This is a genomic window from Embleya scabrispora, from assembly GCF_002024165.1.
In the GTDB taxonomy this organism is placed as follows: domain Bacteria; phylum Actinomycetota; class Actinomycetes; order Streptomycetales; family Streptomycetaceae; genus Embleya; species Embleya scabrispora_A.
The window spans coordinates 1,110,211-1,134,641 of sequence record NZ_MWQN01000002.1 but is presented as its reverse complement, the minus strand read 5'-3'; the positions used below and the strand labels follow the sequence as shown (position 1 = coordinate 1,134,641).

The 24,431-nt window shown below is 71.6% G+C and carries 24 protein-coding genes; 14 read left to right on the top strand and 10 right to left on the bottom strand.

Features of this window, described 5'->3' with window-relative positions:
* The first annotated feature begins 449 nt into the window (after positions 1–449).
* From B4N89_RS35355 to B4N89_RS35340, 4 genes are all read left to right on the top strand, one after another.
* Positions 450–1,256, top strand: coding sequence for a DJ-1/PfpI family protein (locus tag B4N89_RS35355; protein ID WP_201261066.1), 807 nt, complete (start codon positions 450–452; stop codon positions 1,254–1,256).
* Positions 1,257–1,498: 242 nt separating this feature from the next.
* Positions 1,499–2,302: a peptidoglycan-binding domain-containing protein gene (locus tag B4N89_RS35350; RefSeq protein WP_078980539.1), complete on the top strand. Its 804-nt coding sequence runs from the start codon at positions 1,499–1,501 to the stop codon at positions 2,300–2,302.
* A gap of 108 nt (positions 2,303–2,410) precedes the next feature.
* Positions 2,411–2,905: a GNAT family N-acetyltransferase gene (locus B4N89_RS35345; protein WP_078980538.1), complete on the top strand. Its 495-nt coding sequence runs from the start codon at positions 2,411–2,413 to the stop codon at positions 2,903–2,905.
* A 50-nt stretch (positions 2,906–2,955) separates the two neighbouring features.
* A complete protein-coding gene (locus B4N89_RS35340) occupies positions 2,956–3,942 on the top strand; it encodes an aldo/keto reductase (protein ID WP_078980537.1) in 987 nt (328 codons plus the stop codon).
* A 62-nt stretch (positions 3,943–4,004) separates the two neighbouring features.
* Here B4N89_RS35340 and B4N89_RS35335 read toward each other — a convergent pair whose 3' ends face one another.
* On the bottom strand, positions 4,005–4,937 hold the full coding sequence (locus B4N89_RS35335) for a GNAT family N-acetyltransferase (protein ID WP_078980751.1): 933 nt from the start codon (positions 4,935–4,937) through the stop codon (positions 4,005–4,007).
* A 378-nt stretch (positions 4,938–5,315) separates the two neighbouring features.
* Between B4N89_RS35335 and B4N89_RS35330 the strand changes: the two genes are divergently transcribed.
* Positions 5,316–5,537 (top strand): hypothetical protein, encoded by a 222-nt coding sequence (locus B4N89_RS35330; protein WP_078980536.1) that lies wholly within the window; start codon positions 5,316–5,318, stop codon positions 5,535–5,537.
* Positions 5,538–5,555: 18 nt separating this feature from the next.
* Here the strand turns inward: B4N89_RS35330 and B4N89_RS35325 are convergent, their stop codons facing one another.
* The 4 genes from B4N89_RS35325 to B4N89_RS35310 form a co-directional block, all read right to left on the bottom strand.
* Positions 5,556–6,317 (bottom strand): CmcI family methyltransferase, encoded by a 762-nt coding sequence (locus tag B4N89_RS35325; RefSeq protein WP_161500923.1) that lies wholly within the window; start codon positions 6,315–6,317, stop codon positions 5,556–5,558.
* Between the two features lie 207 nt (positions 6,318–6,524).
* Positions 6,525–6,908, bottom strand: a complete 384-nt coding sequence (locus B4N89_RS35320; protein WP_078980534.1) for a MerR family transcriptional regulator — start codon at positions 6,906–6,908, stop codon at positions 6,525–6,527.
* A 154-nt stretch (positions 6,909–7,062) separates the two neighbouring features.
* Positions 7,063–7,458 carry a nuclear transport factor 2 family protein gene (locus tag B4N89_RS35315; protein WP_078980533.1) on the bottom strand — a complete coding sequence of 132 codons (396 nt, stop codon included), beginning with the start codon at positions 7,456–7,458 and terminating at the stop codon, positions 7,063–7,065.
* A gap of 308 nt (positions 7,459–7,766) precedes the next feature.
* On the bottom strand, positions 7,767–8,390 hold the full coding sequence (locus B4N89_RS35310) for a TetR/AcrR family transcriptional regulator (protein WP_101897455.1): 624 nt from the start codon (positions 8,388–8,390) through the stop codon (positions 7,767–7,769).
* A gap of 139 nt (positions 8,391–8,529) precedes the next feature.
* On the opposite strand from B4N89_RS35310, the gene B4N89_RS35305 reads away from it, so the two are divergent.
* From B4N89_RS35305 to B4N89_RS35295, 3 genes are all read left to right on the top strand, one after another.
* Positions 8,530–9,786: a cytochrome P450 gene (locus tag B4N89_RS35305; RefSeq protein WP_078980531.1), complete on the top strand. Its 1,257-nt coding sequence runs from the start codon at positions 8,530–8,532 to the stop codon at positions 9,784–9,786.
* Positions 9,787–9,806: 20 nt separating this feature from the next.
* Positions 9,807–10,001 carry a ferredoxin gene (locus tag B4N89_RS35300; protein WP_078980750.1) on the top strand — a complete coding sequence of 65 codons (195 nt, stop codon included), beginning with the start codon at positions 9,807–9,809 and terminating at the stop codon, positions 9,999–10,001.
* 223 nt (positions 10,002–10,224) lie between these two features.
* Positions 10,225–12,483: a beta-glucosidase gene (locus B4N89_RS35295; RefSeq protein WP_414646447.1), complete on the top strand. Its 2,259-nt coding sequence runs from the start codon at positions 10,225–10,227 to the stop codon at positions 12,481–12,483.
* Positions 12,484–12,556: 73 nt separating this feature from the next.
* Here B4N89_RS35295 and B4N89_RS35290 read toward each other — a convergent pair whose 3' ends face one another.
* Both B4N89_RS35290 and B4N89_RS35285 read right to left on the bottom strand, forming a co-directional pair.
* A complete protein-coding gene (locus tag B4N89_RS35290; protein ID WP_078980530.1) occupies positions 12,557–13,135 on the bottom strand; it encodes a TetR/AcrR family transcriptional regulator in 579 nt (192 codons plus the stop codon).
* Between the two features lie 126 nt (positions 13,136–13,261).
* Entirely contained in the window at positions 13,262–14,365 is a 1,104-nt protein-coding gene (locus B4N89_RS35285) for a glycosyltransferase 87 family protein (protein ID WP_161500922.1), read from the bottom strand.
* Positions 14,366–14,839: 474 nt separating this feature from the next.
* Between B4N89_RS35285 and B4N89_RS35280 the strand changes: the two genes are divergently transcribed.
* Together B4N89_RS35280 and wecB are read left to right on the top strand one after the other, a co-directional pair.
* A complete protein-coding gene (locus B4N89_RS35280) occupies positions 14,840–16,252 on the top strand; it encodes a glycosyltransferase (protein WP_235619095.1) in 1,413 nt (470 codons plus the stop codon).
* Positions 16,253–16,298: 46 nt separating this feature from the next.
* Complete coding sequence (gene wecB, locus B4N89_RS35275) at positions 16,299–17,435, top strand: non-hydrolyzing UDP-N-acetylglucosamine 2-epimerase (protein ID WP_235619094.1); 1,137 nt, start codon at positions 16,299–16,301, stop codon at positions 17,433–17,435.
* A 329-nt stretch (positions 17,436–17,764) separates the two neighbouring features.
* On the opposite strand, the gene B4N89_RS35270 is transcribed toward wecB, so the two are convergent.
* Positions 17,765–18,205, bottom strand: a complete 441-nt coding sequence (locus B4N89_RS35270; RefSeq protein ID WP_143658195.1) for a hypothetical protein — start codon at positions 18,203–18,205, stop codon at positions 17,765–17,767.
* 169 nt (positions 18,206–18,374) lie between these two features.
* Between B4N89_RS35270 and B4N89_RS35265 the strand changes: the two genes are divergently transcribed.
* Positions 18,375–18,629 carry a helix-turn-helix transcriptional regulator gene (locus B4N89_RS35265; RefSeq protein WP_143658194.1) on the top strand — a complete coding sequence of 85 codons (255 nt, stop codon included), beginning with the start codon at positions 18,375–18,377 and terminating at the stop codon, positions 18,627–18,629.
* 15 nt (positions 18,630–18,644) lie between these two features.
* On the opposite strand, the gene B4N89_RS35260 is transcribed toward B4N89_RS35265, so the two are convergent.
* Complete coding sequence (locus tag B4N89_RS35260; RefSeq protein WP_078980525.1) at positions 18,645–19,574, bottom strand: M56 family metallopeptidase; 930 nt, start codon at positions 19,572–19,574, stop codon at positions 18,645–18,647.
* Positions 19,575–19,576: 2 nt separating this feature from the next.
* Positions 19,577–19,987, bottom strand: coding sequence for a BlaI/MecI/CopY family transcriptional regulator (locus B4N89_RS35255; protein ID WP_078980524.1), 411 nt, complete (start codon positions 19,985–19,987; stop codon positions 19,577–19,579).
* A gap of 565 nt (positions 19,988–20,552) precedes the next feature.
* On the opposite strand from B4N89_RS35255, the gene B4N89_RS35250 reads away from it, so the two are divergent.
* The 3 genes from B4N89_RS35250 to B4N89_RS35240 all read left to right on the top strand — a co-directional run bounded on the left by B4N89_RS35250 (position 20,553) and on the right by B4N89_RS35240 (position 24,408).
* Complete coding sequence (locus B4N89_RS35250; RefSeq protein WP_101897421.1) at positions 20,553–22,109, top strand: class I adenylate-forming enzyme family protein; 1,557 nt, start codon at positions 20,553–20,555, stop codon at positions 22,107–22,109.
* Positions 22,110–22,191: 82 nt separating this feature from the next.
* A complete protein-coding gene (locus B4N89_RS35245; RefSeq protein WP_101897420.1) occupies positions 22,192–22,821 on the top strand; it encodes a TetR/AcrR family transcriptional regulator in 630 nt (209 codons plus the stop codon).
* A gap of 150 nt (positions 22,822–22,971) precedes the next feature.
* A complete protein-coding gene (locus B4N89_RS35240; RefSeq protein ID WP_078980521.1) occupies positions 22,972–24,408 on the top strand; it encodes an MFS transporter in 1,437 nt (478 codons plus the stop codon).
* Positions 24,409–24,431 lie beyond the last annotated feature (23 nt).

The following is a 24,431-nucleotide window of genomic DNA, read 5'->3' as shown; positions in this document are numbered from 1 at the left end:
CCCGGATCGAAAGGGCGCGCGCCCCGAAGACGTCGATCCGTCGGATCGCACGGCCCCTGCGCGTTCGATACGACGCCGACCTCGTCGGCGCGCGCGCCACTTCCGCCCCCAGGTCGCCGCTTCGGCAACCCCCGTGCCCGCGCGCGGGCGACACGCCCGGTCCGGTCGCCGCCCGGACCGCGCGGTCGCGCTCGCGTGCACCGCACTGTCGCCATCCTCGCCACTGTGCACGGTGCGGCGAAATCCCAGATTTCTGGGGGTATTCGGGACGGCATGGCGAGCCGCCGGTCGGTCGAGCCGGTCGCATGGCTGATCACGGTCGCGAACAGCCCTTCATGGCAAGGGACTTGGCGTCGAAATTTACTCGCCGCGGGAACTTCCCCGGCTCGCCCGCCGACTGGTGGGGCGAGGGGGGAACGCCGAGCACGTGCCGAGTAAGAGGTGTCCTGATGGTGATCGACGAGCGGGGCGAGGGTCGTCGTGGGGTTCTGAAGGGTGCGGTCGTCGCGGCCGTGGGCGCGGGGCTGCTCGCCGCCGGGTCGTCGGGGACGGCCGGGGCGGCGGAGGAGTGGAAGCCGCGGGCCGCCGACCACGACGACCCCGCCTCGGGACGGGTGCGGGTTGCCGTGTTGCTCTACCAAGGGGTCACGGCGCTGGATGCGATCGGGCCGTACGAGGTCCTGTGTCGGGTTCCGGGCGCCCGGGTGAGCATGGTCGCGCGCCGGGCCGGGCGGATTCTCACCGACACCGGGCAGGTGGCGCTGATCGCCGAACGTTCGTTGCGCGAGGTGCGCGGCGTCGACGTCCTGCTCGTGCCGGGCGGCGGCCCCGGCATGGTGACGGCGAGCCGGGACGCCGAGACCCTCGACTGGATCCGCCGTATGCACCGCACCACCACGTGGACCACGTCGGTCTGTACCGGATCCCTGATCCTGGGCGCCGCCGGTCTGCTGCGCGGCCTGCCCGCCACGACCTACTGGGCCTCGCGCGGGCAACTGGCGACATTCGGCGCCGTCTACACTCCCGGTCGGTTCGTCGAGGCCGGGAAGATCATCACGGCGGCGGGTGTGTCGGCCGGCATCGACATGGCCCTGCACCTCACCTCCCGGTTGACGAACGACCGGGTGGCCCAGGCCGCGCAGTTGGCGGTCGAATACGACCCGGACCCGCCGTACGACACCGGCAGCCCGGAGAAGGCGGACGCCGAACTGCGCGCACTGGCCCTGAAGTTGATCGAGGACTCCGCCGCGCGGTAGCAACTCTCCCGGTCGCTCCCGAGGTTCTGGTCCGATGATACGACCATATGACTACACTCCGCCATCGAACATATACTCGTGGTACACGTCGCAGGTCAGTGGGTATGCCCCGATCGACGTCAGTGCGCGTTTCGTGCCGCGGCCGCGAAACGCGCCCGGGGTGTGCTCGGGTCCACCGGAACGGGACCTCCCACCCCGGCCATCGAGAATACGTTCCACCCGGCGTGAAATGGGGGCCGCCCATGGCTACATGGGACGACCTGATCGCACATCTCCAAGCCGTACCGGAAGGCGTTTACGAGAGCTGGAACGCCCGCGACGGTTACGACAACCAGACCAAGTGGGGACGGGAGTTCGGCGAGGACGGCGTGCCGTGGTGCGTCATCTTCGACTGGTGCATGTACAACGACGTCGGCCTCGCGGACATCGTGCCCAAGGTCGACAACGTCACCGCGTTCGCGAACTGGGCCCGCGCACACGACCAGTGGTCGGAATACCCGAGTTGGGGTGCCTGGGTCGACTTCGGCAACGGCGCGCACACCGAGATCGTGGTCCGCTTCGACGACGTCCACGTGTACACCAAGGGCGGCAACACGATCCCGAGCGGCGGCGACGGCGGCCAGGGCAACGGCGTCTACTCGCACACGTTTCGGCGCACCGACGCGCGGGTGAGCGGTTACCTGGCGCCGCGCTTCCCGGACGGCTGCCCACCCACGGCCGATCCGCACGATCCGCGCGGGACGCCCGGGGGCAGCGGGGTCCCGACCGTCAGCCTGGCCAACATCCTCGACTCCGCGCGCCTCGACCCACCCGCTCCCCAGGGCTCGGCGGCGCACCGCACCGACGTCCTCCTGGTCGAGCAGGCGCTCCAGGCCGAGGGCCTGCTCGCGTCCGCCTACGTCGACGGCTCCTTCGGGACCGCGACGATCCACGCCTACGCCGCCTACCAACGCCGCCTCGGCTACTCCGGCCAGGACGCCAATGGGATCCCCGGCCAACGATCCTTGACCCGCCTGGCCGGCCAACACGGCTTCCGGGTCGACTGACGCACCACCCGCGAGGCGCTCGGGTCGGTCCCGGTCGGTCCCCACCGACGCGGGCCCCGACTCGACCGCCTCGCGGGCAGCGATTTTGTGCCCTCTAGACTTCGACGGATGCAGTCGATCACCATCAGGCGGGCCGTCGCCTCGGACGCGGACCGGCTCACGTCGCTGGTGGGCGGGTCCGGCGCCTACCGCGGGCACTACGCCTCGATCATCGCCGGGTACCGGGTCACGGCCGACTACATCGCCCGGCATCGGGTCTTCGCGGCCGTCGACGCGGGCGACGAGCCGCTCGGCTTCTACGCCCTCGTCCTGGATCCGCCGGAGCTGGATCTGGCCTTCGTGGCGGACGAGGCACAGGGATCGGGCGTCGGCCGAATCCTGATCGAGCACATGATCGGCGAGGCCGGCCGAGCCGGTCTCACCGCCGTGCGCGTGGTCGCCCATCCCCCGGCGGAGGCCTTCTATCGGCGGCTGGGCGCGACGCGCGTGGGCACGATCGCCCCGTCGCCTCCGAAGATTGGTTGGGAACGCCCTGAACTGCGGTTCACCATTCCCCCGGGCCTGCGCCGACAGGTTGACCTGGAGCGCGCTCCAGGTTGTTGACTCGTGCCCTCGGGCCCGGGACATCGCGGGCCGCGTCGTTGGGGGTCACCATGAAGTACCGCACCATCGGGGTCGATCCGGGCACGCGTCGGGAGGTGAGCGTGCTCGCGCTGGGGGCGATGTTGTTCGGGTCGGTGACCGACGAGAAGACCTCCTACGCGGTGTTGGATCATTTCGTCGAGGCCGGGGGCACGTTCATCGACACCTCCGACAACTACGCCTTCTGGATCGACGGGCAACTCGGCGGGCAGAGCGAGGCGTTGCTCGGACGGTGGCGGCGCAGCCGCGGCGTCGGGGACGAGATCGTGATCGCCACCAAGCTGGGCGCGGCGCCGCTGGCGGCGGGCACCGGCTACATCGACAACCCCGAGGGCCTGTCCGCGAAGGCGATTCGCGAGGCGGCGGAGCGGAGCCGGGAGCGGCTGGGGGTGGAGCGCCTCGATCTGCTCTACGCGCACATCGAGGACCGGACCGTGCCGCCGCGCGAAACCGTGGAGGCCTTCGGGGAGTTGGTGACCGAGGGCACGGTCGGCATGCTGGGCGCGAGCAATCACGCCGTGTGGCGCGTGGAGCGGGCCCGTTCGCTCGCCGCGGCGGCGGGGGTGCCGGGGTACGAGGTGCTCCAATATCAGCACAGCCACCTGCGCCCCCGATACGACATACCCGACGCGCTCTTCCCCGAGGGCAGCCTCGGTCACGCCGGCCCGGAGCTGCTGAGCTACCTGCGCGCCGAGCCGGATCTGACCCTGGTCGCCTATTCGCCGCTCCTCGGCGGTGCGTACGCGCGGCCCGACAAGCCGCTGCCGCCGGACTACGACCACCCGGGCACGCCCGCCAGGCTGGCGGTGTTGCGGGAGGTCGCGCGGGAGATCGGGGCGACGGTGAACCAGGTCGTGCTCGCCTGGCAGATCGGGCACACGTTCCCGATCGTCCCGCTCGCCGGCGCCTCCTCCGTCGCGCAGTTGGCGGAGAACCTGGCGGCCGTGGACCTGGAACTGACGCCGGATCAGCGCACTCGGCTGGACAGCGCGCACTGAGCCGGATCCCGGCGGGTGGGCGGGGACGGCACATGCGCCGTCCCCGCCCACCCGCCGGCCCGTCAGCGCCAGGTCATGTTGATCTCACGCTCGAAGTCGACATACCCCGCCCGCCGAAACGCGTTCGCCATCGGGACGTTGCCGAGATCGGTCGCCGCGCGGATCCGGGGCACGTCCTGGGCGGCCAGCACGCGGGTGCCTTCGGCCAGGATGTCGTCGACGTAGCCCTTGCCGCGATGCGCGGGCAGTACCGCGATGTAGGCGATCACCGGGTTGTAGCCGTTGTGCGCCGGGATGACGAATCCCAGCGGCTCCCCGTCCGGCAGCGTCGCGATGCGCCACCACTCCTTCGGGCTCGCGTAGCGGGTCAGTTCGTCGTCGTACTGGGCAACCGCCGCTTCACGGGCCGTCATTCGGGTCAGTTCGTCCCGCCCGTGCGCGTCCAACGTTCCCGTCAGGACGTCGGTCATCAGCGTCACCAGTTCCTCGGCATCGTGCACCGGACGGAACGTCAGCCGGCCGCGCGGCTGCGGGATCGGCGTCCCGGGGCGCCATTCCAACCGCAGCCGCTCCACGAACAGCCGGGCACCGAGGCCCTCCAGTGCCGTCATGCGAGCCCGGACGGCCGGGCCGACGAGCGGGTCCTCGCGCCAGTCGGGCGGGACGAAGCGGGTGTACTCCGGCGGGCGGGTCCCGGCGGGCAGGATGTCGGCCAACGCGGTGCGCACCAGGCGCGCCGCGAACTCCGGGCGCTCCGCCGCCGGGACGCCGTCGACGCCGTCGTCGACGTCGAGGATGTCCAGGTAGCGCGGCACCCGGTCCCCCGGACGGCTCCACCACGCGGCTCGGGCCAGGAGTCGGTCATCGCGCAGGGCGACCCACGTCCATTCCGGTCGGCGGCGGCCGGCGGCGAGGTCGTGCGACAGTTCGGTGTTGAGGACGTAGGGCAGTCGGGTGAAGAGGGCGAGTTCGTCGCGTCCGGTGATCGGACGCATGATCGGATCCTGCTGTTCCACGGTCAAGGCACACTCCAGTGAAGAGCGCCCGTCCGTTCCGGGGTCAGACTCGGTCGGTCCCCCGGGAGGACACGGGCGCGGTGATGACTGCGTACATCGCGTGTCCCTCCTCTCGTCGTCACGTCCCCCGCGGCAATCCGCCGATGGGCGTCCGGCCGCACTTTCTACCGAACAACACCCGACCCCCGCAAACGCTTTTCCCGCACGACCGGCCCGTGGCGGGGAATTGGCATAGACCTATCCGGACATTGGCCTAGACCTCTTCAATACTCCGCCGGTAGCATCCGAGCGGCATCGCACCACCTCCGACGACATCCGCCGAAATCGAATGTCGCCCCGATGAAAAGGAGTTGGCACGTGAAGAAGCGCATCGGACTGCTCGCCGCCGCCACCGTCGCAACGCTTGTTCCGCTCGCCGCCGCGACCAGTGCCTCCGCCGCCGGCGAATTCCACGTGAGTGGTGTCTACTACACGACGGCCCAGTGTCACGCGGCCGGCGTGGCGGGCTACAACCTCTGGGGGCCGAGCTTCTTCTGCTCCGACGGCCCCGGCGGCCTGGTGTACCTCTACACCCACTGAGCCCGGCTCGGCCCGCCGTTACGGTGCCGGGCGGCACCGGACCCGTTGCAGCCAGCCGTGCGGGTGGCTGGTGACGCCGTAGAGCTCCAGGTCGCGGCGGGTGGCGAAGGCGCTGCCCTGGTCGCCGGCCAGCCAATCGGTGATCGCCGGAACCACACCGCCCGGCATGTCGGGCGGGCACAGGTCGGGGTCGTCCACGATGCCGTCCTCGACGACGAAGTAGCCGCCGTCGGGCACCAGATGGGCGAAGTTGCGCAGCGCGGCGGCGGTCGTGGCGTACTCGTGCAGGGTGTCCTCGACGACCAGGCAGCGCGCGCCCGACGGGATCAGTCGCTCGACCCGTTCGGCGAGCCCCGGGTCGGTGACGTCGCCCGCGACGAGGGTGATGTCGCGCGCGAAGTGCGGATCGGCGCTGCCGAGCAGCGCCGCCGCGCGCGACTGGTCCAGGTCGACCGAGATCACCCGGATCGCCTCGGGGACGCGGCCGTAGCCGACCAGGGTGCGCAGTCGGTCGCGGAACCACAGGGTCGAGCCACCCAGATGGGTGCCCAGCTCCACCACCACCTGGGTCCGCGAGGACCACAGCACGTGCTCGAACACGCGCAGGTCCTCGGGAAACTTCTTGATCCGCAGACCGGCGTACCAATCGCGGACATGCTGTCGGCCGCGGGCGCGGCGGTACTCCAGGAGCGTCGTCTGGTGGTCGGCGGCGACGGTCGGCGGCAACCGGTCACCGTCGAAGTTGTCGAAGTTGTCGGAGTCGGTGGCGGTGTCGGTCATGGTTGGTGACCCTCTCCTGTCCCGGCGTCCGGACGGGCCGGAGTGCTCCGGTACCCGTGCCCGTGCCCGTACATCCATATCGGGAGAGCACATCGTCGCGCCCGGTTTCGGCGCTGTCGACACGGAACGTTCCACCATCGAACGCCGCACGGTCATCCGTCGTCCGCCGGAAGCACACACGACCCGGCCGGGCCCACCGGCGCGGGCTCAGTCCGGCAGCACCGACCGGTAGTAGTCGATCTTGCCCCGCAGGTGTCCCTGCTGCGCCCGCAGCAGCGCGATCTGCTCCTCCACCGAGGCGTCGTGCCGTTCCAGGAGGGCGATGCGCTCGGTCAGCGACTCCCGGTCGCCGGTGCGGGCCAGTTCGGCGTAGCGGCGCATGTCCGCGATCGGCATCCCGGTGTCCCGCAGGCAGCGCAGGATGCCGAGCCATTGCAGGTCCTGCTCGGTGAACCGGCGATGCCCGCTGGGTGCGCGGCCCACGTCGGAGAGCAGGCCGATGCGTTCGTAGTAGCGCAGGGTGTCCAGGCTGAAGCCGGAGCGCTCGGCCGTCTCGGCCGGGGTCAGATAGTGCGGCGCGGTGGGAGTCATACCGGAATTGTGCCGGGCGGGCGTCGCACGCCGTCGACCCCGTTCGCCCGGGGTCGACGGCCTCCCGTGGCGGACCCGCCCCGTGCCGGGCCCGCCACGGGCCGCGTCGCGACGACCACGGGGTCACCGGGTCCCGACGCACGCGGCCCCGAGGTCACGGCGTCTTGCTGTACCCCAGCCCCTCGACGATGCGCCCGTCGCGCACCTGCATGAGGTTGACGCCCGCCACGGTGGTGGACCCGGCGTGCGACTCGCCGAACACCTCGTTCACCTCGCCCGGGGTGAACGTCACCCGCCACTTGATCACCGCGCGGTCGTCGAAGACGTAGACCTCCTCCGGTTGGAAGGCGACGTTCGGGTCGGCCGCCAACTCCTTCCAGAAGGTCTCGCACGCCTCCAGCCCCTCGTAACGGGTCCCGTCCGGGGCGGGCTGGACCGTGACCATCACACAACCCTCGCCGACCAGACCCTCGATCAGCGTCGGGTCGTGCTTCGTGAACGCGTCGTTGAACTGCGCGATGACCTCGGCCGTCGACTTGAATTCGGACATGGCGAACCTCTGGGGGGTGGTGGGAGTTTGCGGTCCGCCGGCGCGGCGGCCATGACGACAATCCTCCGCTCCGCGTGCGGGGCCGACAATTCCCTGCGGGTAATGGCCGTTCCGGGTCCGGGGCGCGCGTGTTCGGGCCGGGACGAGTCCCGTTCGGATCCCGCGGGTTCCCCACCCGGCGAACGAGGTGAGCAGGCTCAGGGCAACGCCCGGGAGCGCCGCGCCGTCGGTGGAGACGGTGTAGACGCGGACGCCGCCGGTCCCGGGCCGCCCGGGGGCGACGAACACGATGCGCCGGTCGCCCGCCCTCACTCCCCCGACTCGGGCCCGATCGCCGGAACCGAACGCATCCGCACCAGGGGCAGATAGACCTCGTCCACGATGTCGATCACGACCTCGTCCGCGATCGGCGCCCCGAACAGCAGGAATTCGTTGCGCAGCAGGTCGGTGGCCACGGCCGCGCGGCGCGAGGTCGGCACCCCGGGGTCGATCTCGCCCCGCTCGACGGCGCGTTCGAGCACGCGCCGGGTCCGCTCCGGGCCGACCGTATGCATGCGTTCCCGAAGCAGGCGCGCGAGTTCGGGGTCGTGCGTGGTCTCGGCGAGCAGTCCGCGCAGGATGCCGCCGAGCGGACCGGCCATCTTGGCCGCCATCTCCCGCAACAGCGCGATCATGTCCGAGCGCAGCGCCCCGGTGTCGGGCGCTTCGCTCTCGCCCGCCCCGATCAACTTGCAGGCGTCCATGGCCAGTTCCGCACGACTGGACCAGCGCCGATAGAGCGCGGCCTTGCCCGTGCGAGCGCGGGCGGCCACCCGCTCCATGGTCAGTCCGGCGTAGCCGACGTCCATCAGTTCGGCCAGCGTCGCCGCCAGGATGGCGTTCTCCAGTTCCTCGCCGCGGCGTCGTGGTCCCTTGCGGTGGTCGACGGTCACCCCGACCACCGGACCGACATTCGGTGACAGGTCGACTCCTCAAAGTTATCGAGAGATCGTTGTGTTCTCTGTGGGATGAGCCTAGCCTCCAAGCAGAGAACCACTCGTTCTCTATCGGATCAAGGCTGCGAGGGGATCGATGACCGAGACCGCTGCGACCTTCCCCACCGACGAATCCTCGACCTTCCCGGCCGGGGCCGGCCCCGACGAGGCCCCCGCCTTCCCGAGCGACCGCACCTGTCCCTACCGACTGCCGGACTCCTACAACGCGCTGCGCGACGCGTCGAGTTCGCTGCGTCGAGTGACCCTGTACGACGGCCGCCCGGCGTGGGTGGTGACCCGGTACGAGGCGGCCCGCGCCCTATTGGCCGACCCCCGGCTGTCCTCGAATCGCGCGAACCCCGACTTCCCCCTGACCTCACCCCGGCTGTACGCGCTGCGCAACCGCAAGCCGGGCTTCCTCGCCTTGGACCCGCCCGAACACGGACCGCGCCGGCGGATGACCATCAGCGAGTTCACCGTCCGGCGGATCAAGGACATGCGCCCGGACGTGGAGCGGATCGTGCATGCCGCGATCGACGACCTGATCGCCGACGGTCCGCCGGCCGACCTGGTCACCCGGCTGTCCTTACCCGTTCCCTCCATGGTGATCTGCGAGTTGCTCGGCGTCCCGTACGCCGATCACGACCTGTTCCAGGACGCGAGCAGGCGCATACTCCAGGCCGTGGACGGGCCGGAGGCGGTGGCCGCGCGCGACCTGCTGGAGGACTACCTCGGCGGACTGATCGCCCGATTCGAACAAGACCCCGGTCCGGGCCTGCTGTCCCACATGGTGACCGAGTACGTGGCGAAGGGCGCGCTCGACCGCGACGAACTGGTGGACACGGCCGTCCTGTTGCTCGTGGCCGGCCATGAGACCACCGCGTCGATGACCTCGCTCGGCGTGATCACCCTCCTCGAACATCCCGAGCAACACGCCGCCCTGCGCGCCGATCCCACCCTGATCCCGGGCGCGGTCGAGGAGTTGTTGCGCTACCTCGCCATCGCCGACATCGCGGGCGGGCGCGTGGCCGTCGCCGACATCGAGATCGACGGACAACTGATCCGCGCGGGCGACGGCGTGATCGTGGCCAACTCCATCGTCAACCGGGACGGTTCGGTCTTCGAGGATCCGGACACCTTCGACATCCGGCGCTCGGCGCGCCACCATCTCGCCTTCGGCTACGGCATCCATCAGTGCCTCGGCCAGAACCTGGCCCGCCTCGAACTCGAAGTGGTCATCGCCGCGTTGTTCGACCGGGTGCCGACGCTGCGGCTCGCCGTCCCGGTCGAGGACCTGAAACTGCGGCCGGGTGCCTCGATCCAGGGCGTCAACGAACTCCCGGTGACCTGGTGACCGCCCCGGAACGGGTCGCGCTGCGGGTGAGCGGCGACCGGAATGTCTGCGTCGGCGCGGGCCTGTGCGCGTTGACCGCACCCGAACTCTTCGACCAGGACGACGACGGCCTCGTCACCGTACTGACGCCGCACCCCGAACCCCGCGCCCACCGCGCCGCCCGCCAGGCGGCCGACCTGTGCCCCTCCGGCGCGGTCCGCGTCACCGAGGAATAGCGCCACCGGCCGATGCCGAGGAACGGCGCCACCGAGAAGGGCGGTTCCCGGGACCGGTCCCGACGACGGGACCGGTCCCGGTTGCGTCGTCGCCGTTTGTCGGACGCGGATTCCGACGCCCTTTTCGGGCACCCTTGACCATGAAAACCGATCACCTTATGGTTTTCGAACCGGGCGGTGCCCTCCCCGGCCCGCCCACGGAGCCATCGATCGGAGTCGCCTGGTGGAGCACGACCTCACCCTCGCCGACAAGGCCGCGCTGACCAGCGGTGCGGGACAGATGACCACCAAGGGGCTCGACGCGGCCGGCATCCCGTCGGTCACCATGTCCGACGGCCCGCACGGACTGCGGCTCCAGAGCGAGGACCCGCAGAACGGACAGCTCGACCTGCGCCCCGCCGCCCCCGCGACGTGCTACCCGCCCGCCGTCGCCCTGGGCAGCAGCTGGGACGTCGAACTCGCCCACCGCGTCGCCGGCGCGATCGCCGTCGAGGCCGCCGCGCACGGCATCGGGGTACTGCTGGGACCCGGCATCAACATCAAACGATCGCCGCTGTGCGGACGCAACTTCGAGTACTTCTCCGAGGATCCCGTCCACTCCGCCGCGCTCGGCGGCGCGATGGTGCGCGGCCTCCAGGACGCCGGTGTCGGAGCCACCCTGAAGCACTACGCGGCCAACAACCAGGAAACCGAACGTATGCGGGTCAGCGCGGACATCGACGAGCGCCCGCTGCGCGAGATCTACCTGCGCGCCTTCGAACGCATCGTCCGCGACGACGATCCGTGGGCGGTGATGTGCGCGTACAACGGCGTCAACGGCGTGACCCTGTCCGAGAACACCCGGCTGCTCACCGACATCCTGCGCGCCGAGTGGGGCTACGAGGGCCTGGTGATGTCCGACTGGGGAGCGGTCCGCGACCGGGTCGCCGCGCTGCGCGCCGGCCTCGACCTGGAAATGCCCCCGACCGGCGGCCGCACCGACCGCGAGGTGGTCGCCGCGGTCGACTCCGGCGAGTTGGACGAGGCCGTACTGGACCGCTCGGTCGCCCGGCTGATCCGCTTCGCCCACCGGGGTGCCCGGCCGGCCGGCGACGGCTCGACCGCGCCCTACGACGACCACCACCGCCTCGCCGGCGAAGCCGCCGACAACTGCGTGGTGTTGCTGCGCAACGACGGCGGCCTGCTGCCCCTGGACCCGACCGCGGGCCGTATCGCGGTGCTCGGCGAACTGGCCCGCACCCCGCGCTTCCAGGGCGGCGGCAGCTCCCAGGTGACGCCGACCCGGGTGGACGTACCGCTGGACCGGCTGCGCGCGCTGGCCGACGGCGCCCGGGTCGAGTTCGCCGCCGGATACCCGCTGCCGGACGGTCCCGAACCCGACGCCGATCCGGCCGTGTTGGCCGACGAGGCGGTGCGCGTGGCCGCCGCGAGCGACACCGTCGTACTCTTCCTCGGCCTGGCCCGCCAGGACGAATCGGAGGGCTTCGACCGCGAGCACATCGACCTGCCCGCAGACCAACTCGCGTTGCTCGACCGGGTTTTGACGGTCAATCCGCAGGTGGTGGTGGTGCTGTCCAACGGCGGCGTGGTGCGCACGGCCCCCTGGCACGACCGGGTGCCCGCGCTGGTCGAGGGCTTCCTGCTCGGACAGGCCGGCGGCGGCGCCCTCGCCCGGGTGCTGTTCGGCGCGGTCAACCCCTCCGGCAAGCTCGCCGAGACCGTGCCGCTGCGCCTGGAGGACGCGCCGAGCTTCCTGTCCTTCCCCGGCTCCGAGGGCCATGTGCGCTACGCCGAGGGCATCTTCGTCGGCTACCGGGGTTACGACGCCGCCCGCCGCGAGGTCGCCTTCCCGTTCGGGCACGGCCTGTCCTACACCACGTTCGACTACGGCGACCTGCGCGTGGAGAGCACCGCCGAGGGTGCCGAGTTCACCGTCCGGGTCACCGTGACCAACATCGGCGACCGGGCCGGGCGCGAGGTCGTACAGATCTACTCGGCCGCGCCGGCGGGGTCCCGAGTGGAGCGTCCGGTCCGCGAGTTGCGCGGCTTCGCCTCGGTGCGGCTGGAGGCGGGCGAGAGCCGCGAGGTGGTGGTGTCCTTCGCCCGGACCGACCTCGCCTACTACAGCGTGCGCGAGGACGGTTGGCGGGTGGAGGGCGGCACCTACCGGATCGAGGCCGCGGCGTCCTCACGGGACGTGCGCCTGACCGTCGAGGTCGACGTCGAGGACTCCTCGCGCACCGGCCTGGACCTGCGCAGCACGCTCGGCGAATGGCTGGCCCACCCCGTCGGCGGCCCGCTGCTCCTGGAATGCCTGGCCGCGACCGAGCACGCGATCGCGGCACGCCTGGCGGACGACCCGATGTTGCTGCGCGCCGCGCAGGGCGTCCCGCTGGAGGTGATCGCCGACTTCGCCGGCGGCATCATCCCCCACGACCAACTCGCGGAACTCGCCGACCGCGTGGCCGCCCCCGTCGGCTGAGGGCGGCGAGTCGGGTGGGCGGCGGGCCCCTTCCCCGTGGGCTCTCCGCCCACCCCTGCCCCAGACGCGCGGGCTATTCGGGGCGTGGCGGCGCGATCAGTTCCAACAGGTCCTCGAGCGCCTGCTCCATGTCCACCGAACGGTCGTTGAGCCACTGCAACTGGATGCCGTCGGCCACCGCGAGCACCAGCGCCGCCAGCCGCTCCGGCGGAATCGTGCTCTCGATCACGCCGTTGCGCGCCTGCCGGGCCAAGAACTCCCGGATCTGCCCGCGCACCCGCGGATAACGCTCGGCGAAGAACACGTGCGCCGGATGCTCCGGATCGCTGCCGGCCGCCGCCATCGACACGAACAACTCGATCAACCCGGCCGCCCGCGCCCCCGCACGCACGATCTCCAGATGCGGATCGGGCCCCTCGTACTCGTTCCAGAGCCGCCCGTTCTCCTCGTCCCGAGCCCGAAGCACCTGCGTCAACAGGTCTTCCTTGGACGCGAAGTAGTGCATCAACCCCGGCAGACTCAGATCACACCGCGCCGCCACCTTGCGCAGCGAGGTCCCCCGATACCCCTCCTCGGCAAAGACCTCCAACGCAACCCGAAGAATCTCCCGCCGCTTGGCCTCACCCTTCCCATACGGCCCACGCTTCACCATGACGCCACCCTAATGCGCCCCCAGCCGCCGACACCCGCTCCGGCAACCATGACGAGTCGTCGAGCGTGGTCGAGGCGGCGCGATTGCAGTCCAGGCGCAACACATAGGGCTTGTCCCACGTGCGGGTCATTGCCGGATCCGGGCAGTCGACTCGGCCGCGGGGCGCGGTGCGCGCGTCGGTCGTACCCGGCTCGGGCGGGCCGCCACCAGTGCGAAGGCCAGGCCGTACGCCACGTAGCAGGACGAGCGGAGCAGTTCGAGATCCGTCATGTGCCACTCCTGGCCGGGCAGGTGCGGCACCGACCAGACCAGGAAGCTCGGGAAGACCAGGAGACCGGCGAACAGCGCGGTGTGCGCCCGGGTGTGCGGGCCGTGCAGGGTGGTCCACAGCAGCAGGGCGATGGGTACGCACCACACCCAGTGGTGGGTCCACGAGATCGGACTGGCCAGCAACCCGGTCACCGCGCACGCGGGCAGGCCCCAAGCGTCCCCGCGCCGCCGGTACGCGATCAGCGTGCAGCACAGGCCGATCAGGCTCGGCACGACGATTCCCGCGGTCCAGCCGAGGTCGAGGTCGCGGGTGCCGGCGAGCCGGGTGAGCAGGCCGCGGATCGACTGGTTCGCGGCGTTCTCCAGCCGCCCGACCCGATCCGGATCGAAGACCAGGTCGGTCCAGAATCGTCGGGTGGCCGCCGGCAGCACCATCGCCGACAAGGCCACGGTCGCCGCCGCCGTCGCCAGCGCCGTGCCCGCCTCGCGACGCCGACCGGTGAGCAGGAGGTACACGACGAACACCGCCGGGGTGACCTTGATCCCGGTCGCGATTCCGAGCACCACCCCGCGCAGCGCAGCCCCGCGCGGCCGGGTGAAGTCCCACAGGACCATGGCCGCCACGGCGAGATTGACCTGCCCGTACCGCATGGTCGTGAACACCGGCTCGAACCAGATGGCGAACGTCGTGGCCGCCGGCACCACCGCCGGCCCCAGCCGCCCCCCGGGATCCACCAGCCGCATCGACAAACGCACCACGACCGCGACGAGCAGCAGGTTCACCGCGACGCCGACCCCGAGCAGCACCCGCAGCGGCAGGTAGGTGAACGGCACGAACAGCAGCGCGGCGAACGGCGGATAGGTGGCGGCGAGGCCGTGCGGGGTGTTCAGCGGGCCGTACAGGTCGAGCCCCTCGCGCACCGCCAGCCCCTCGGCGCGGTAGACGACGAGGTCGACCATGGACGGGTGGCTGAGGTGTCGCACATACAGATACACGGCGATCGAGCACGCGCAGGCGAGGGTCCATCCGAGGATCCGCCGTCGCTCCCCGGGCTCCGCCCACTCCGCCCGTGCCCCGGTCGGGCCGAGACGCGGAGGCGCCGCCGCATCACGCCGAACCAGGGGATGTGAACCGGACCCGACGGGTCGTCTCATGGGACGAAACTAACCCGTCGGGCGGCCGTTCCCCTGTCTCCGGGCGCGCGGCGAGGGTTGGTGTGTCGGGGGGCGTTGGAGGGCGTCGGCACGCGTGTCGGGCGGGTGCCGGCGCCCGTGGATCGGTCGAGGTGAGGCGCGCCACGTGGCTTTCGGGTTGGAAATTGTCCGAATTTGCCTTAGATTCGATGGTGCGTGAGGCGTTTTGTGCACCGAATGACAACCACGTGAGCACATGTGCCTTGGATTCGAACTGGAGGTAGTTTCATCCCCGGCGCTGTGCGTGAGTACGTCCTGGCCCACCAGACCGGCATTCTCTGGGCGGCCACCGCGCTGTCCCTCGGCCTGCTCGTCTACATGCTGTTGGTGTTCGGCCGCTTCCTCGTCTATTGGGCCGGCACCCGGCACGCCTTCCGGCACAACCGGCCGGCCGATCCCGGCGACCCGACCGCCTTCGAATGGCACCTGGTCGTCCCCTGCCGCGACGAGGAGGCCGTGGTCGCGCAGACCCTCGCCGGCCTGCGTCGCGCCGCCCCGCACGCGCACCTGTGGATCGTCGACGACCACAGCGACGACCGCACCGCCGAACTGGTCCTGGCCGCCGCCGAACACGACGAGCGGGTGCACCTGGTCCGCCGCCGGCGCCCGGACGCCCGCATCGGCAAGGGCGCCGCGCTCAACGCCGCCTACCGCGAGATCCGCGCCCGGCTCCCCGCCGACGCGGATCCCGCGCGGATGATCGTCGGCGTGATCGACGCCGACGGCCGGCTCGACCCCGGCGCCCTCGCGATGGTCTGCACCGACAAGGCGATGGGCCGCCCCGACACCGGCGCCGTACAGATCGGCGTACGCATGCGCAACGTCGACGACCCGCGTCCGCTGCCCGAGCGCGGCCGGTTCGCCAACGCCCGGGCCCGGCTCCTGGTCCGCATGCAGGACATCGAGTTCCGCGCCAACAACACCGGCATGCAACTGCTGCGCCGGCGTACCGGCAGTGTCGGACTGGGCGGCAACGGTCAGTTCGTCCGGCTCAGCGCCCTCGACTCGCTCGCCGGCGACGACGGTCGGCCGTGGCCCGAGCGCGCGCTGCTCGAGGACTACGAATCCGGCCTCGAACTGCGTCTGGCCGGCTGGCGGCTCACCCACGTCGCCGAGGCGCAGGTCTCCCAGGAGGGACTGCCCTCCTCCCGCCGCTTCCTGGCCCAGCGCACCCGCTGGGCCCAGGGCAACCTCCAGTGCCTGCGCTACACGCGGCGGGTGCTGGCGTCCCCGCACTACCGCTGGTCGGGCAAGGCCGAGGTGCTCTACACCTTCCTCCAGCCGCTGGTGTGTGTCCTGCTCGTGCTGCTCACGCCGCTGTCGCTGGCGATCACCGGGGTGGGGCTGATCGTGTTCCCCGACGAGACGGCCGACTTCCAGTTCCGCTTCGGGCCGGTGATGGCCGCCGCGTTCGTCCTTGCCGCGGTACCGATGGTGGCGTGGGGTCTGGCCTATCGCAAACAGGTGCACGCCGACCGCGGATGGCTCACCGGACTGGGGTGGGGCGTCCTGATGTGGCTGTACACCTACCACCTGTTCGTGGTCGCCACCCGGGCCGCGATCCGGCTCGCGCGCGGCCGCAACGGTTGGGCCAAGACCCGGCGCAATGCCGAGGTCGAACTCGCGGGCGTACCCACCGCGCTCGAAGCCTGACCCCGACCCCCTCGCCACCCCCGCTCCCCGGCTCGGAGATTCGTACGTGAACGTGCCCCGCCTGCCCGCCGCCAGTGTCGCCGTCGTCCTCGGCACCCGCCCCGAACTGGTCAAGCTCGCCCCGCTGATCCACGAACTCGGCCCCGCCGCCCGGCTGGTGCACACCGGCCAGCACTGGGACGAGGCGATGTCCGGGCGTTTCCTGCGCGATCTGGACCTGCCCCGCCCCGAACTGCTGACCGGTGTCGGCGGGCGTCCGCGCGCCGGGCAGATCGCCCACTCGCTGGACCAGCTCGACGACGCCTTCGCCGAGCGGCGGCCGGTCGCGGTGATCGTCCAGGGCGACACCAACGCCACCCTCGCCGGCGCGCTGGCGGCCAACGCCCGCGACATCCCGCTCGTCCACGTCGAGGCCGGGCTGCGCAGCTTCGACCGGGCGATGCCCGAGGAGCACAACCGGGTCATGGTCGACCACGTCGCCGACGTCCTGTGCGCCGCCACCGCCACCAACGCGGCCAACCTGCGCGCCGAGTCGGTCGACGAGAGCCGCATCGAGATCACCGGCAACACCGTGGTCGAGGTGGTCCGGCGCCGACTTCCCGCGCGGGCCGCGCGGGCCGCGCTGCTGGCCGGGTACGGTCTGCGGCCCGACGGCTACGTCCTGGCCACCGTGCACCGCCCCGAGAACACCGACACCGCCGAGGCGCTGCGGGCCGTGCTGACCGAGCTCGACGCCATCGCCCGGGCCGGCACGCCGGTGCTGTTCCCGATGCATCCGCGTACCCGCGCCGCCGTCGACCGGTTCGGCCTGGCCGCGCTGCTCGGCCGGATCACCGCCGTCGAGCCGGTGGGCTACGGCGAGTTCCTGGCGCTGGCCCGGCATGCCGCGCTGCTGGTCTCCGACTCGGGCGGCATCCAGGAGGAGTGCACGGTGCTGGGCCGGCCGCTGCTGGTGGTGCGTCGCTCCACCGAGCGTCCGGAGGCGATCGACGCGGGCTTCGCGGTGCTGGTCCGGCCCGGTCCGGAGTTGGGCGACACGGCGCGGTCGTGGCTGGCCGACTCCGGGAAGCGGCTGGCTCGGTTGGCCGAGACGGACAGCCCGTACGGGGACGGGCTCGCGTCGGCGCGTATCGCTCGCGCGACCGAACGGCTGGCGGGATCGGCGGCACCGGTGGCGGCCTGAACCGGCGCCACACCCCCACACCCGGGCCGGAGGCACCCGGCCCCCCGCGCCGCGCATGTCGGGACGGCGATCGGAAGCGGGCCCCGGGGCGGCGTAACCTGCGGCCGTCGGCCACCGCAAAGCCGCGCCGGCCTCCACCCCCGCCACCCCCGCGCCCCCGAGCCGAAGGCACCCGGCCCCACCCGCGCCGCGCATCGCGCGAGTCGGGGCGGCGATCGGAAACGGGCCCCGGGGCGCCGCGTGGGTGGTGGCGTGGGGTCGCGCTCAAGGGCCGGCGGGTGGCTCGGGGCCGGGTCCGCCGGCCGGGAAGTCGGGGAGCGGTCGTCGGGTCAGACCCGACTCGGTACGCGGGAGCGGTCGACCTGGCGGATCGCGTCGTCGACGGTCGACTGCGCGGTGTCCAGCCACTCGTGGGTGATGTCGAAGCTCTCCCCCGCCTCGACCGGCCACCGATGCAGGCGCGGTTCCTCGCCGGCCTCGGCGGGGCGCGCGTGCAGCAGCGCTTGGCTCAGCCGGGCCACCGCCGCGAGTTCCTCGCCCGCCACCCGCAACCACTCGCGCACGGCGGGTTCGGTGACGTGGCCGATGTTGCCCGGATCCTGGAGCGCCTTGCCGATCGCCCCGGCCGAACGCCCGGCCAACTTGCGCGCCCGCAAGCCGGGCGGCAGGCCGGTCAGGCGGGAAAGTTCGGACAGCACAAGCCCCTCGACGAGCGTCACGGAATAGGTCAGTCGGCCGATCTTCAACAGGTAATCGTCATCTGGAAGCACCCCGACATTCTCCGTTACCCGCCCCGCTCCGACTCACCTTTCCCACCCCGCGTGTCTCGGCCCGAAGCGGCCGTGCATTCGGCGACCGGTGCGGTGGGGATCGGGAGACGAGCTGTATGGTTTCTACATCGTTGTAGAAGTTGTGGTGACGGAAGGGGGCTCGGGCGCGATGGGTAGGGCTCAGCGGGGCGCCATGTGGCGGCAGATCGTTCGCGTCGCGGTCGAGCGGGAGTTTTGCGGCCCGCGGCTGCTCGACGAATTGCGGCGGCAGGGGTTCGAGGTCACCGCCGAGCGGTTGTACGCGATGTTGCGCCGCATGGAGGGCGACGGCACGCTCGTGTCCGAGCACCGGACGGTCGACGGGCAGCGGCGCCGGATGTACCGCGCCTCCGCGGCCACCCGCGAGCGCGTGGCCCACGAGTAGCGCGCGGTTGCGGACCTACAGCGGCGTCGCGGCGATCAGCAGCAGGACCAGTGCGACCGCGGCGTTGAGCGAGGCCAGTACGGACACCGTGGTGCCCGTCGCGGCGACCAGGGCCGCGACGCCCGCCCGGGAGCGGGGAGTGGGCCACGCGGTCGGCAGCGGTGGACCGAGCAGGGCGGCGACCCGACGCGGTACCGGCCCCGGCGCGGCGAACGCGGGTGCGCCGAACGGCGGGCGGCCCTTCGCGGCCAGCGCCGCCTTGCCCACCGCGCGGGCTATCGTGCGCCGGTCGCCGAGGGCTTCGGCGGCGTCCTCGTCGGCCCAGCGTTCGACCGTGTAGGCGACGGTGGTGTGGATCGGGCGCAGCAACGGATGGGCGCAGGCCGCGAGTCGGGTGGCGGCGAGCGCGAGGTGGTGGCGGCCTTTCAGGTGGGCCCGTTCGTGGGCGATCAGCGCGCGGCGTTCCTCGTCGTCGAGCGGGAGCAGCATGCCGGTGGAGACCACGATGCGGTCGGGCGGCCCGCGCAGGGCGTAGGCGTAGGGCGTCGGGTCGGGCAGCACCGTCAGTTCGCCGCCGGCGGGCGCTCCCGCGACGGCGTCCAGCGCGAGACGATGCTCGACCCGGTCGCGTCGGTGGGTGACGGCGACGGCGATCACGATGGCCAGGAAGGTGGGAATGGCCAGGATCCCGAACAGGCTGACGTGCGGGATCGCGTCGCGTACCTCCGCGTCCGACCAGCCGTCGGGCAGCGGATTGCCGGGCAGTTGGGCGGTGCCGACCACGACCAGCAGCGCCAGGCACAGGGTGCTGCACACGGACAGGACCACCGACACGACGGTGAGCAGGCGGGTGGCGGTGCGCGGGTGCAGGTGGTCGCCGGCCAGTCGGGCCACCGGAAACGCGGTGAGCGGCAGCAGCAGCGGCAGGTAGAGCGCGAGCGGCATGCTCAACCCCGGCTCTCGGCCGGTCCGGCGGCACCGAGCAGCGCGCGCAGGATCGACTCGTCGGCGGCCGAGAGCTCGGAGACGAAGCTGGCCAGCACCGCCTGGCGGTCGGCCTCGTGGTCGAGGAGCGCGCGCATGCGGCGGGCCACGATGCCGGCCTCGTCGGTGACGGGGGTGTAGGCGTACGCCCGTCCGGCGCGGGCCCGGGCGAGCAGTCCCTTGTCGTGCAGGCGGGACAGGATGGTCACCACCGTGGTGTAGGCGAGGTCACCGGCCAGTTCGGTCTGGACCCAGGCCGCGGTCCGCGGTCCGCGCGCGACCCACAGCAGCGCCAGCACCTCCGACTCCAGCTCCCCCGGCCCGCGCCGCACCCCACGCGCCGACGGTTTGCCGGGATTTGGACGGACCGTCATATCGCCTCCGGAAGTCGTGCCGCGGGTCGTGCCGAACCGGTGCCGAGGCGGCGGCGAAGTGGTGGCGAAATGGTGCCGCGCCACCGTTCCACATCCGAGCCTCGAGCCTTCTGCATCCATGTGCTTTCTACACCTATGTAGAGTATCGCCGCCGCCACCGCCGTCCGGCGGCACCCACCGGCCCCACCCACTGCGGCCCCCGCGCCCATCGACGCTACGGGACGGCGCCGGGAGTCAGGATGCGGCCCAGAGGCGCCCGACGTCCGGGTCCCGGATCCGCGCGGTGTGGTCGCCGGCGCCGGGTGCCGCGACGGATCGGCCGCCGATCGTGGCGCACGCGACGGCGCGCACGCCCCGAACGCCGGCGGCGTGACGCGGCCCAGTGGACGACTTCGCGGATCCGCGTCGGGGCGAAGGAGAGTCGGTACATCCGCCCGAACGAAGCGGCCGCACACGATCCGTACGAGAACCTGTTTTCGCAATATCCTTGACGTCGTCAAAAACCCTTGCCTATCGTTCCCGTGCCGACGCGGATCGCGCGGACGACGAGCACGAGGGGATTCCCATGGCGGGCGGCACGATCGACGGATTCCAGGTGCACGGACAGGACATCCCCTGGCTGCTCCGGCACTGGGCCGAGCACCGCCCCGAACATCCGGCCCTGGTCTGGGAACCGGCCGAGGGCACCGGACGCACCTGGACCTACGCCGAACTGCTGCGCGACACCGAACGATTGGCCGCCGGCCTGACCGGGCGCGGCATCGGTCGCGGCGCCAAGGTCCTGGTCCACAGCGAGAACTGCCCCGAAATGGTGCTGGCCTGGCTGGCCTGCGCAACCGTCGGCGCGGTGGCGGTGACCACGAACACCCGGGCCACCCCCGCCGAGATCGCCTACTTCGTCGAGCGCGCCGACTGCGTCGCCGCCGTCACCCAACCCCACCTGGCCGCCCCGCTGGCACAGTCCGGCGCCGCGTTGGAATGGGTAGCGGTCATCGACGGCACCGCCCCGGACCCGCTCCCCTTCGCCGACCTGTACGACGACGCCGCGACCTGGACCGGACGGCCGATCGAACCGCTGCTCCCGTTCGGGATCATGTTCACCTCCGGCACCACCAGCCGCCCCAAGGCCGTCGTACACACGCACGCCAACGCGATCTGGGCGAGCCGCTCGGGTCCGCGCAGCATCGACCTGGGCCCCGACGACCGCTACCTGATCCACCTGCCCTTCTTCCATGTCAACGCGCAGAGCTGGTCGTTCTTCTCGGTGCTCGGCGCGGGCGCGACCGCCGTCCTGACGCCCAAGTGGTCCACCAGCCGGTTCTGGGACGTGGTCACCCGACACGGGATCACCCACATGTCGCTGATGCCGTTCTGCTTCGGCGTACTCGCCGCCCCGAACCGCCCGGAAACCGCCCTGCGAGTGGGCGTGTTCGGCCAGGTCGCCCCGGCCCTGGACACGATGCTCGGACTGCGCGTGTACGCCGCGTTCGGGATGACCGAGACGGTCACCCACGCGATCACCGGCAAACCCACCGAGCACCTGCCCGCCCGCTCGATGGGCCGCCCCGCACCCGGGTACTCCTGCGCCGTGGTCGACCCCGAGACCGGCCGGGAGTGCGCCGAGGGCGAGGTGGGCGAGCTGTGGCTGCGCGGACAACGCGGCGTACAGCTGTTCCTGGAGTACCACGGCGATCCGCAGGCCACCGAGGCCGCGTTCGTCGGCGACTGGTTCCGCACCGGCGACATGGTCCTGCTGGGCGCCGGCGGCAACGTGTTCTACCGCGAGCGGGACAAGGACCTGCTCAAGGTCGGCGGCGAAAACGTCTCGGCCCGCGAGGTCGAGGACGTGATCGGCGCGATCCCCGGCGTCGGATCGGTCGCCGTGGTCGGCAAACACCACGACTTCCTCAGCGAGGTCGTGGTGGCCTTCGTGATCCGCAAGCCGGACGCCCCGGAGGAGGGCACCCTGGAAAAGCGGATCCTGGCCGCCTGCCGCGAGCGCTTGTCCGACTACAAGGTGCCTCGCGCGGTGTACTTCGTCGACGCCTTCCCCCTGGGCACCCTCGACAAGGTCCTGAAGAAGTCCCTTCGCGAGCTCGCCGACGCCCGCCCCGCGCTCTGACGCACCACCGGCCTTGCCCCCACCCTCCAAGAGACGGGGGTGGGGCTTGACGGTGTGGTTATTGAGTAATAACTTACTTTGCATGGCAGCCCCTACCAGCCGCACGGCCGGCACCGTTCGGATGAGCGCCGACGAGCGTCGTGCCGCGGTGATCCGTGCCGCCGTCACCGAGTTCGCCAAGGGCGGCCTGAACGGCACCTCCACCGCGGCGATCGCGAGGCGCGTCGGCGTCTCGCAGCCGTACCTGTTCCGCCTGTTCGACGACAAGAAGGCGCTCTTCCTCGCCACCGTGGAGTACGCCTTCGACCGGGTCGAGGAGCGCTTCCGCCGCGCCACCGAAGGCCTCACCGGCTACCCGGCGATGCATGCGATGGCGCACGCCTACCACGACTTCCTCGACACCGACACCGATCTGCTGCGCATCCAGTTGCAGGCCTACGCCGCGGCCGAGGACGCCGAACTGCGGTCCGACATCCGCGGGTTCTGGATCCGGCTGGACACGTTCGCGCGCGAGGTCACCGGGATCGGCGGCGAAGAACTCACCAACTTCTTCGCGCGCGGCATGCTCTGCAACGTCATCGCCTCGCTCGACCTGCCCCGCGGACGGTACTTCGACGACATCCTCTCCGCGGAGGGCAAGCAGCTCCGCTGCGACCCGTGCGAGGACTCCGAGCGGCTCGGCGAGTCGCCCGCGCCCACTCCCTCCGACTGAATTCGGCCCGCGTCACTCGCGGGCCCTTCCCCGCCCACCCGGCCGCCGGAGGGCAGAGCCCTGCCCGCAATAGTTAGTCATCAATAACTAATCCGGCGCGTCAAAGTTAGTCATCGATCACTACATCCGGACCTCGACCCAAGGGATCCCATGAGCCAGCAGCAGGCGCGACCCGCGAACGGATCGCGCACCGTCCTGTGGACCTTCCTCGCCTCGAGCTTCGCCCTCTTCATGGCCTCGCTCGACAACCTCGTCGTCACCACCGCGCTGCCGTCCATCCGCGAGGACCTCGACGCCGGGATATCCGAGCTCGAATGGACCGTGAACGCCTACACCCTCAGCTTCGCGGTGCTGCTCATGCTGGGCGCCGCGCTGGGCGACCGGTTCGGCCGCCGCCGGATCTTCGCGACCGGCATCGGGATCTTCACCGTCGCCTCCGCGATCGCCGCGATCGCCCCGAACTCCGAGACGCTGATCGTCGCCCGCGCCCTCCAGGGCGCCGGGGCCGCCGCGATCCTCCCACTCAGCCTGACCATCCTGACCCGCGCGGTCGCCCCCGAGAAGCGCCCGATGGCCCTGGGCCTGTGGGGCGGCATCAACGGGCTCGCGGTGGCCCTGGGCCCGCTGGTCGGCGGCGCCGTCGTCGAACACGGCTCCTGGCAGTGGATCTTCTGGCTGAACGTCCCGCTCGGCCTGATCCTGGTCCCGCTCACGCTGCGCAAGGTGGACGAGAGCCACGGCCCCAACAGCCGCCTCGACCTCGTCGGCACCGTCCTCGTCAGCCTCGGCCTGCTCGGCCTCGTCTTCGGACTGGTCCGCGGTGAGGGCCACGGCTGGTCCAGTGTCGGCGTCATCGCCCCGATCGCCGTCGGCGCCGCCCTGATCGCCGCCTTCGTCGGCTACGAGCGCCGCGCCGCGCAGCCCATGCTGCCCATGGCGATGTTCCGCAACCGCGCCTTCACCGCTCTGACCTTCTCCGGGCTGCTCATGTTCGCCGGCGTCTTCGGCTCGATCTTCCTGCTCACCCAGTACCTCCAGGGCGTCCAGGGCTACTCGCCGCTCGACGCGGGTCTGCGAATCCTGCCGTGGACGATGATGCCCGTGGTCATCGCCCCGCTCGCCGGCCCGCTGTCCGCCCGGATCGGCGGCCGGCCGCTGGTCGTCGCGGGCCTCGCCCTGAGCGCGGCGGGTCTGGCCTGGTTCGCGCTCACCGCGTCGACCGACGTCACCTACGCGGAGCAGATTCCGGCCCTGATCCTGAGCGGGCTGGGGATGTCGCTGTACTTCATCCCCACCGCGGGCCTGCTGATGTCCGTGGTCCGTACGGATCAGCAGGGTGTCGCCTCCGGCGCCAACAACGCGCTGCGCGAACTCGGCGGCGTCCTCGGCGTGGCGGTGCTCGCCTCGGTCTTCAGCTCCAACGGCGGCTTCGCCTCGCCCCGGAGCTTCGTCGACGGCCTCGTCCCGGCGCTGTGGGTCGGCGTCGCCCTCGCCGGCGTCGGCTCGGTCACCGCCGCGCTGATCCCGCGTGCCCGCGCGGAGACGGCGACGGAGGCCCCGGCCCCGAAGGTCCCGATCGGCGTCTGACCTCCCGCACCACCGAAACCTCG

What these genes read in the sequence shown, in the direction of transcription:
- B4N89_RS35290 (WP_078980530.1), bottom strand. Translation starts at nt 13,135, where the DNA reads ATGGTGAAGCGTGGGCCGTATGGGAAGGGTGAGGCCAAGCGGCGGGAG.
- B4N89_RS35315 (WP_078980533.1), bottom strand. Translation starts at nt 7,458, where the DNA reads ATGTCCGAATTCAAGTCGACGGCCGAGGTCATCGCGCAGTTCAACGAC.
- B4N89_RS35340 (WP_078980537.1), top strand. Translation starts at nt 2,956, where the DNA reads ATGAAGTACCGCACCATCGGGGTCGATCCGGGCACGCGTCGGGAGGTG.
- B4N89_RS35345 (WP_078980538.1), top strand. Translation starts at nt 2,411, where the DNA reads ATGCAGTCGATCACCATCAGGCGGGCCGTCGCCTCGGACGCGGACCGG.
- B4N89_RS35240 (WP_078980521.1), top strand. Translation starts at nt 22,972, where the DNA reads ATGAGCCAGCAGCAGGCGCGACCCGCGAACGGATCGCGCACCGTCCTG.
- B4N89_RS35285 (WP_161500922.1), bottom strand. Translation starts at nt 14,365, where the DNA reads ATGGTCGACCTCGTCGTCTACCGCGCCGAGGGGCTGGCGGTGCGCGAG.
- B4N89_RS35320 (WP_078980534.1), bottom strand. Translation starts at nt 6,908, where the DNA reads ATGACTCCCACCGCGCCGCACTATCTGACCCCGGCCGAGACGGCCGAG.
- B4N89_RS35305 (WP_078980531.1), top strand. Translation starts at nt 8,530, where the DNA reads ATGACCGAGACCGCTGCGACCTTCCCCACCGACGAATCCTCGACCTTC.
- B4N89_RS35355 (WP_201261066.1), top strand. Translation starts at nt 450, where the DNA reads ATGGTGATCGACGAGCGGGGCGAGGGTCGTCGTGGGGTTCTGAAGGGT.
- B4N89_RS35335 (WP_078980751.1), bottom strand. Translation starts at nt 4,937, where the DNA reads ATGCGTCCGATCACCGGACGCGACGAACTCGCCCTCTTCACCCGACTG.
- B4N89_RS35260 (WP_078980525.1), bottom strand. Translation starts at nt 19,574, where the DNA reads ATGCCGCTCGCGCTCTACCTGCCGCTGCTGCTGCCGCTCACCGCGTTT.
- B4N89_RS35350 (WP_078980539.1), top strand. Translation starts at nt 1,499, where the DNA reads ATGGCTACATGGGACGACCTGATCGCACATCTCCAAGCCGTACCGGAA.
- B4N89_RS35325 (WP_161500923.1), bottom strand. Translation starts at nt 6,317, where the DNA reads ATGACCGACACCGCCACCGACTCCGACAACTTCGACAACTTCGACGGT.
- B4N89_RS35245 (WP_101897420.1), top strand. Translation starts at nt 22,192, where the DNA reads ATGGCAGCCCCTACCAGCCGCACGGCCGGCACCGTTCGGATGAGCGCC.
- B4N89_RS35255 (WP_078980524.1), bottom strand. Translation starts at nt 19,987, where the DNA reads ATGACGGTCCGTCCAAATCCCGGCAAACCGTCGGCGCGTGGGGTGCGG.
- B4N89_RS35265 (WP_143658194.1), top strand. Translation starts at nt 18,375, where the DNA reads ATGGGTAGGGCTCAGCGGGGCGCCATGTGGCGGCAGATCGTTCGCGTC.
- B4N89_RS35250 (WP_101897421.1), top strand. Translation starts at nt 20,553, where the DNA reads ATGGCGGGCGGCACGATCGACGGATTCCAGGTGCACGGACAGGACATC.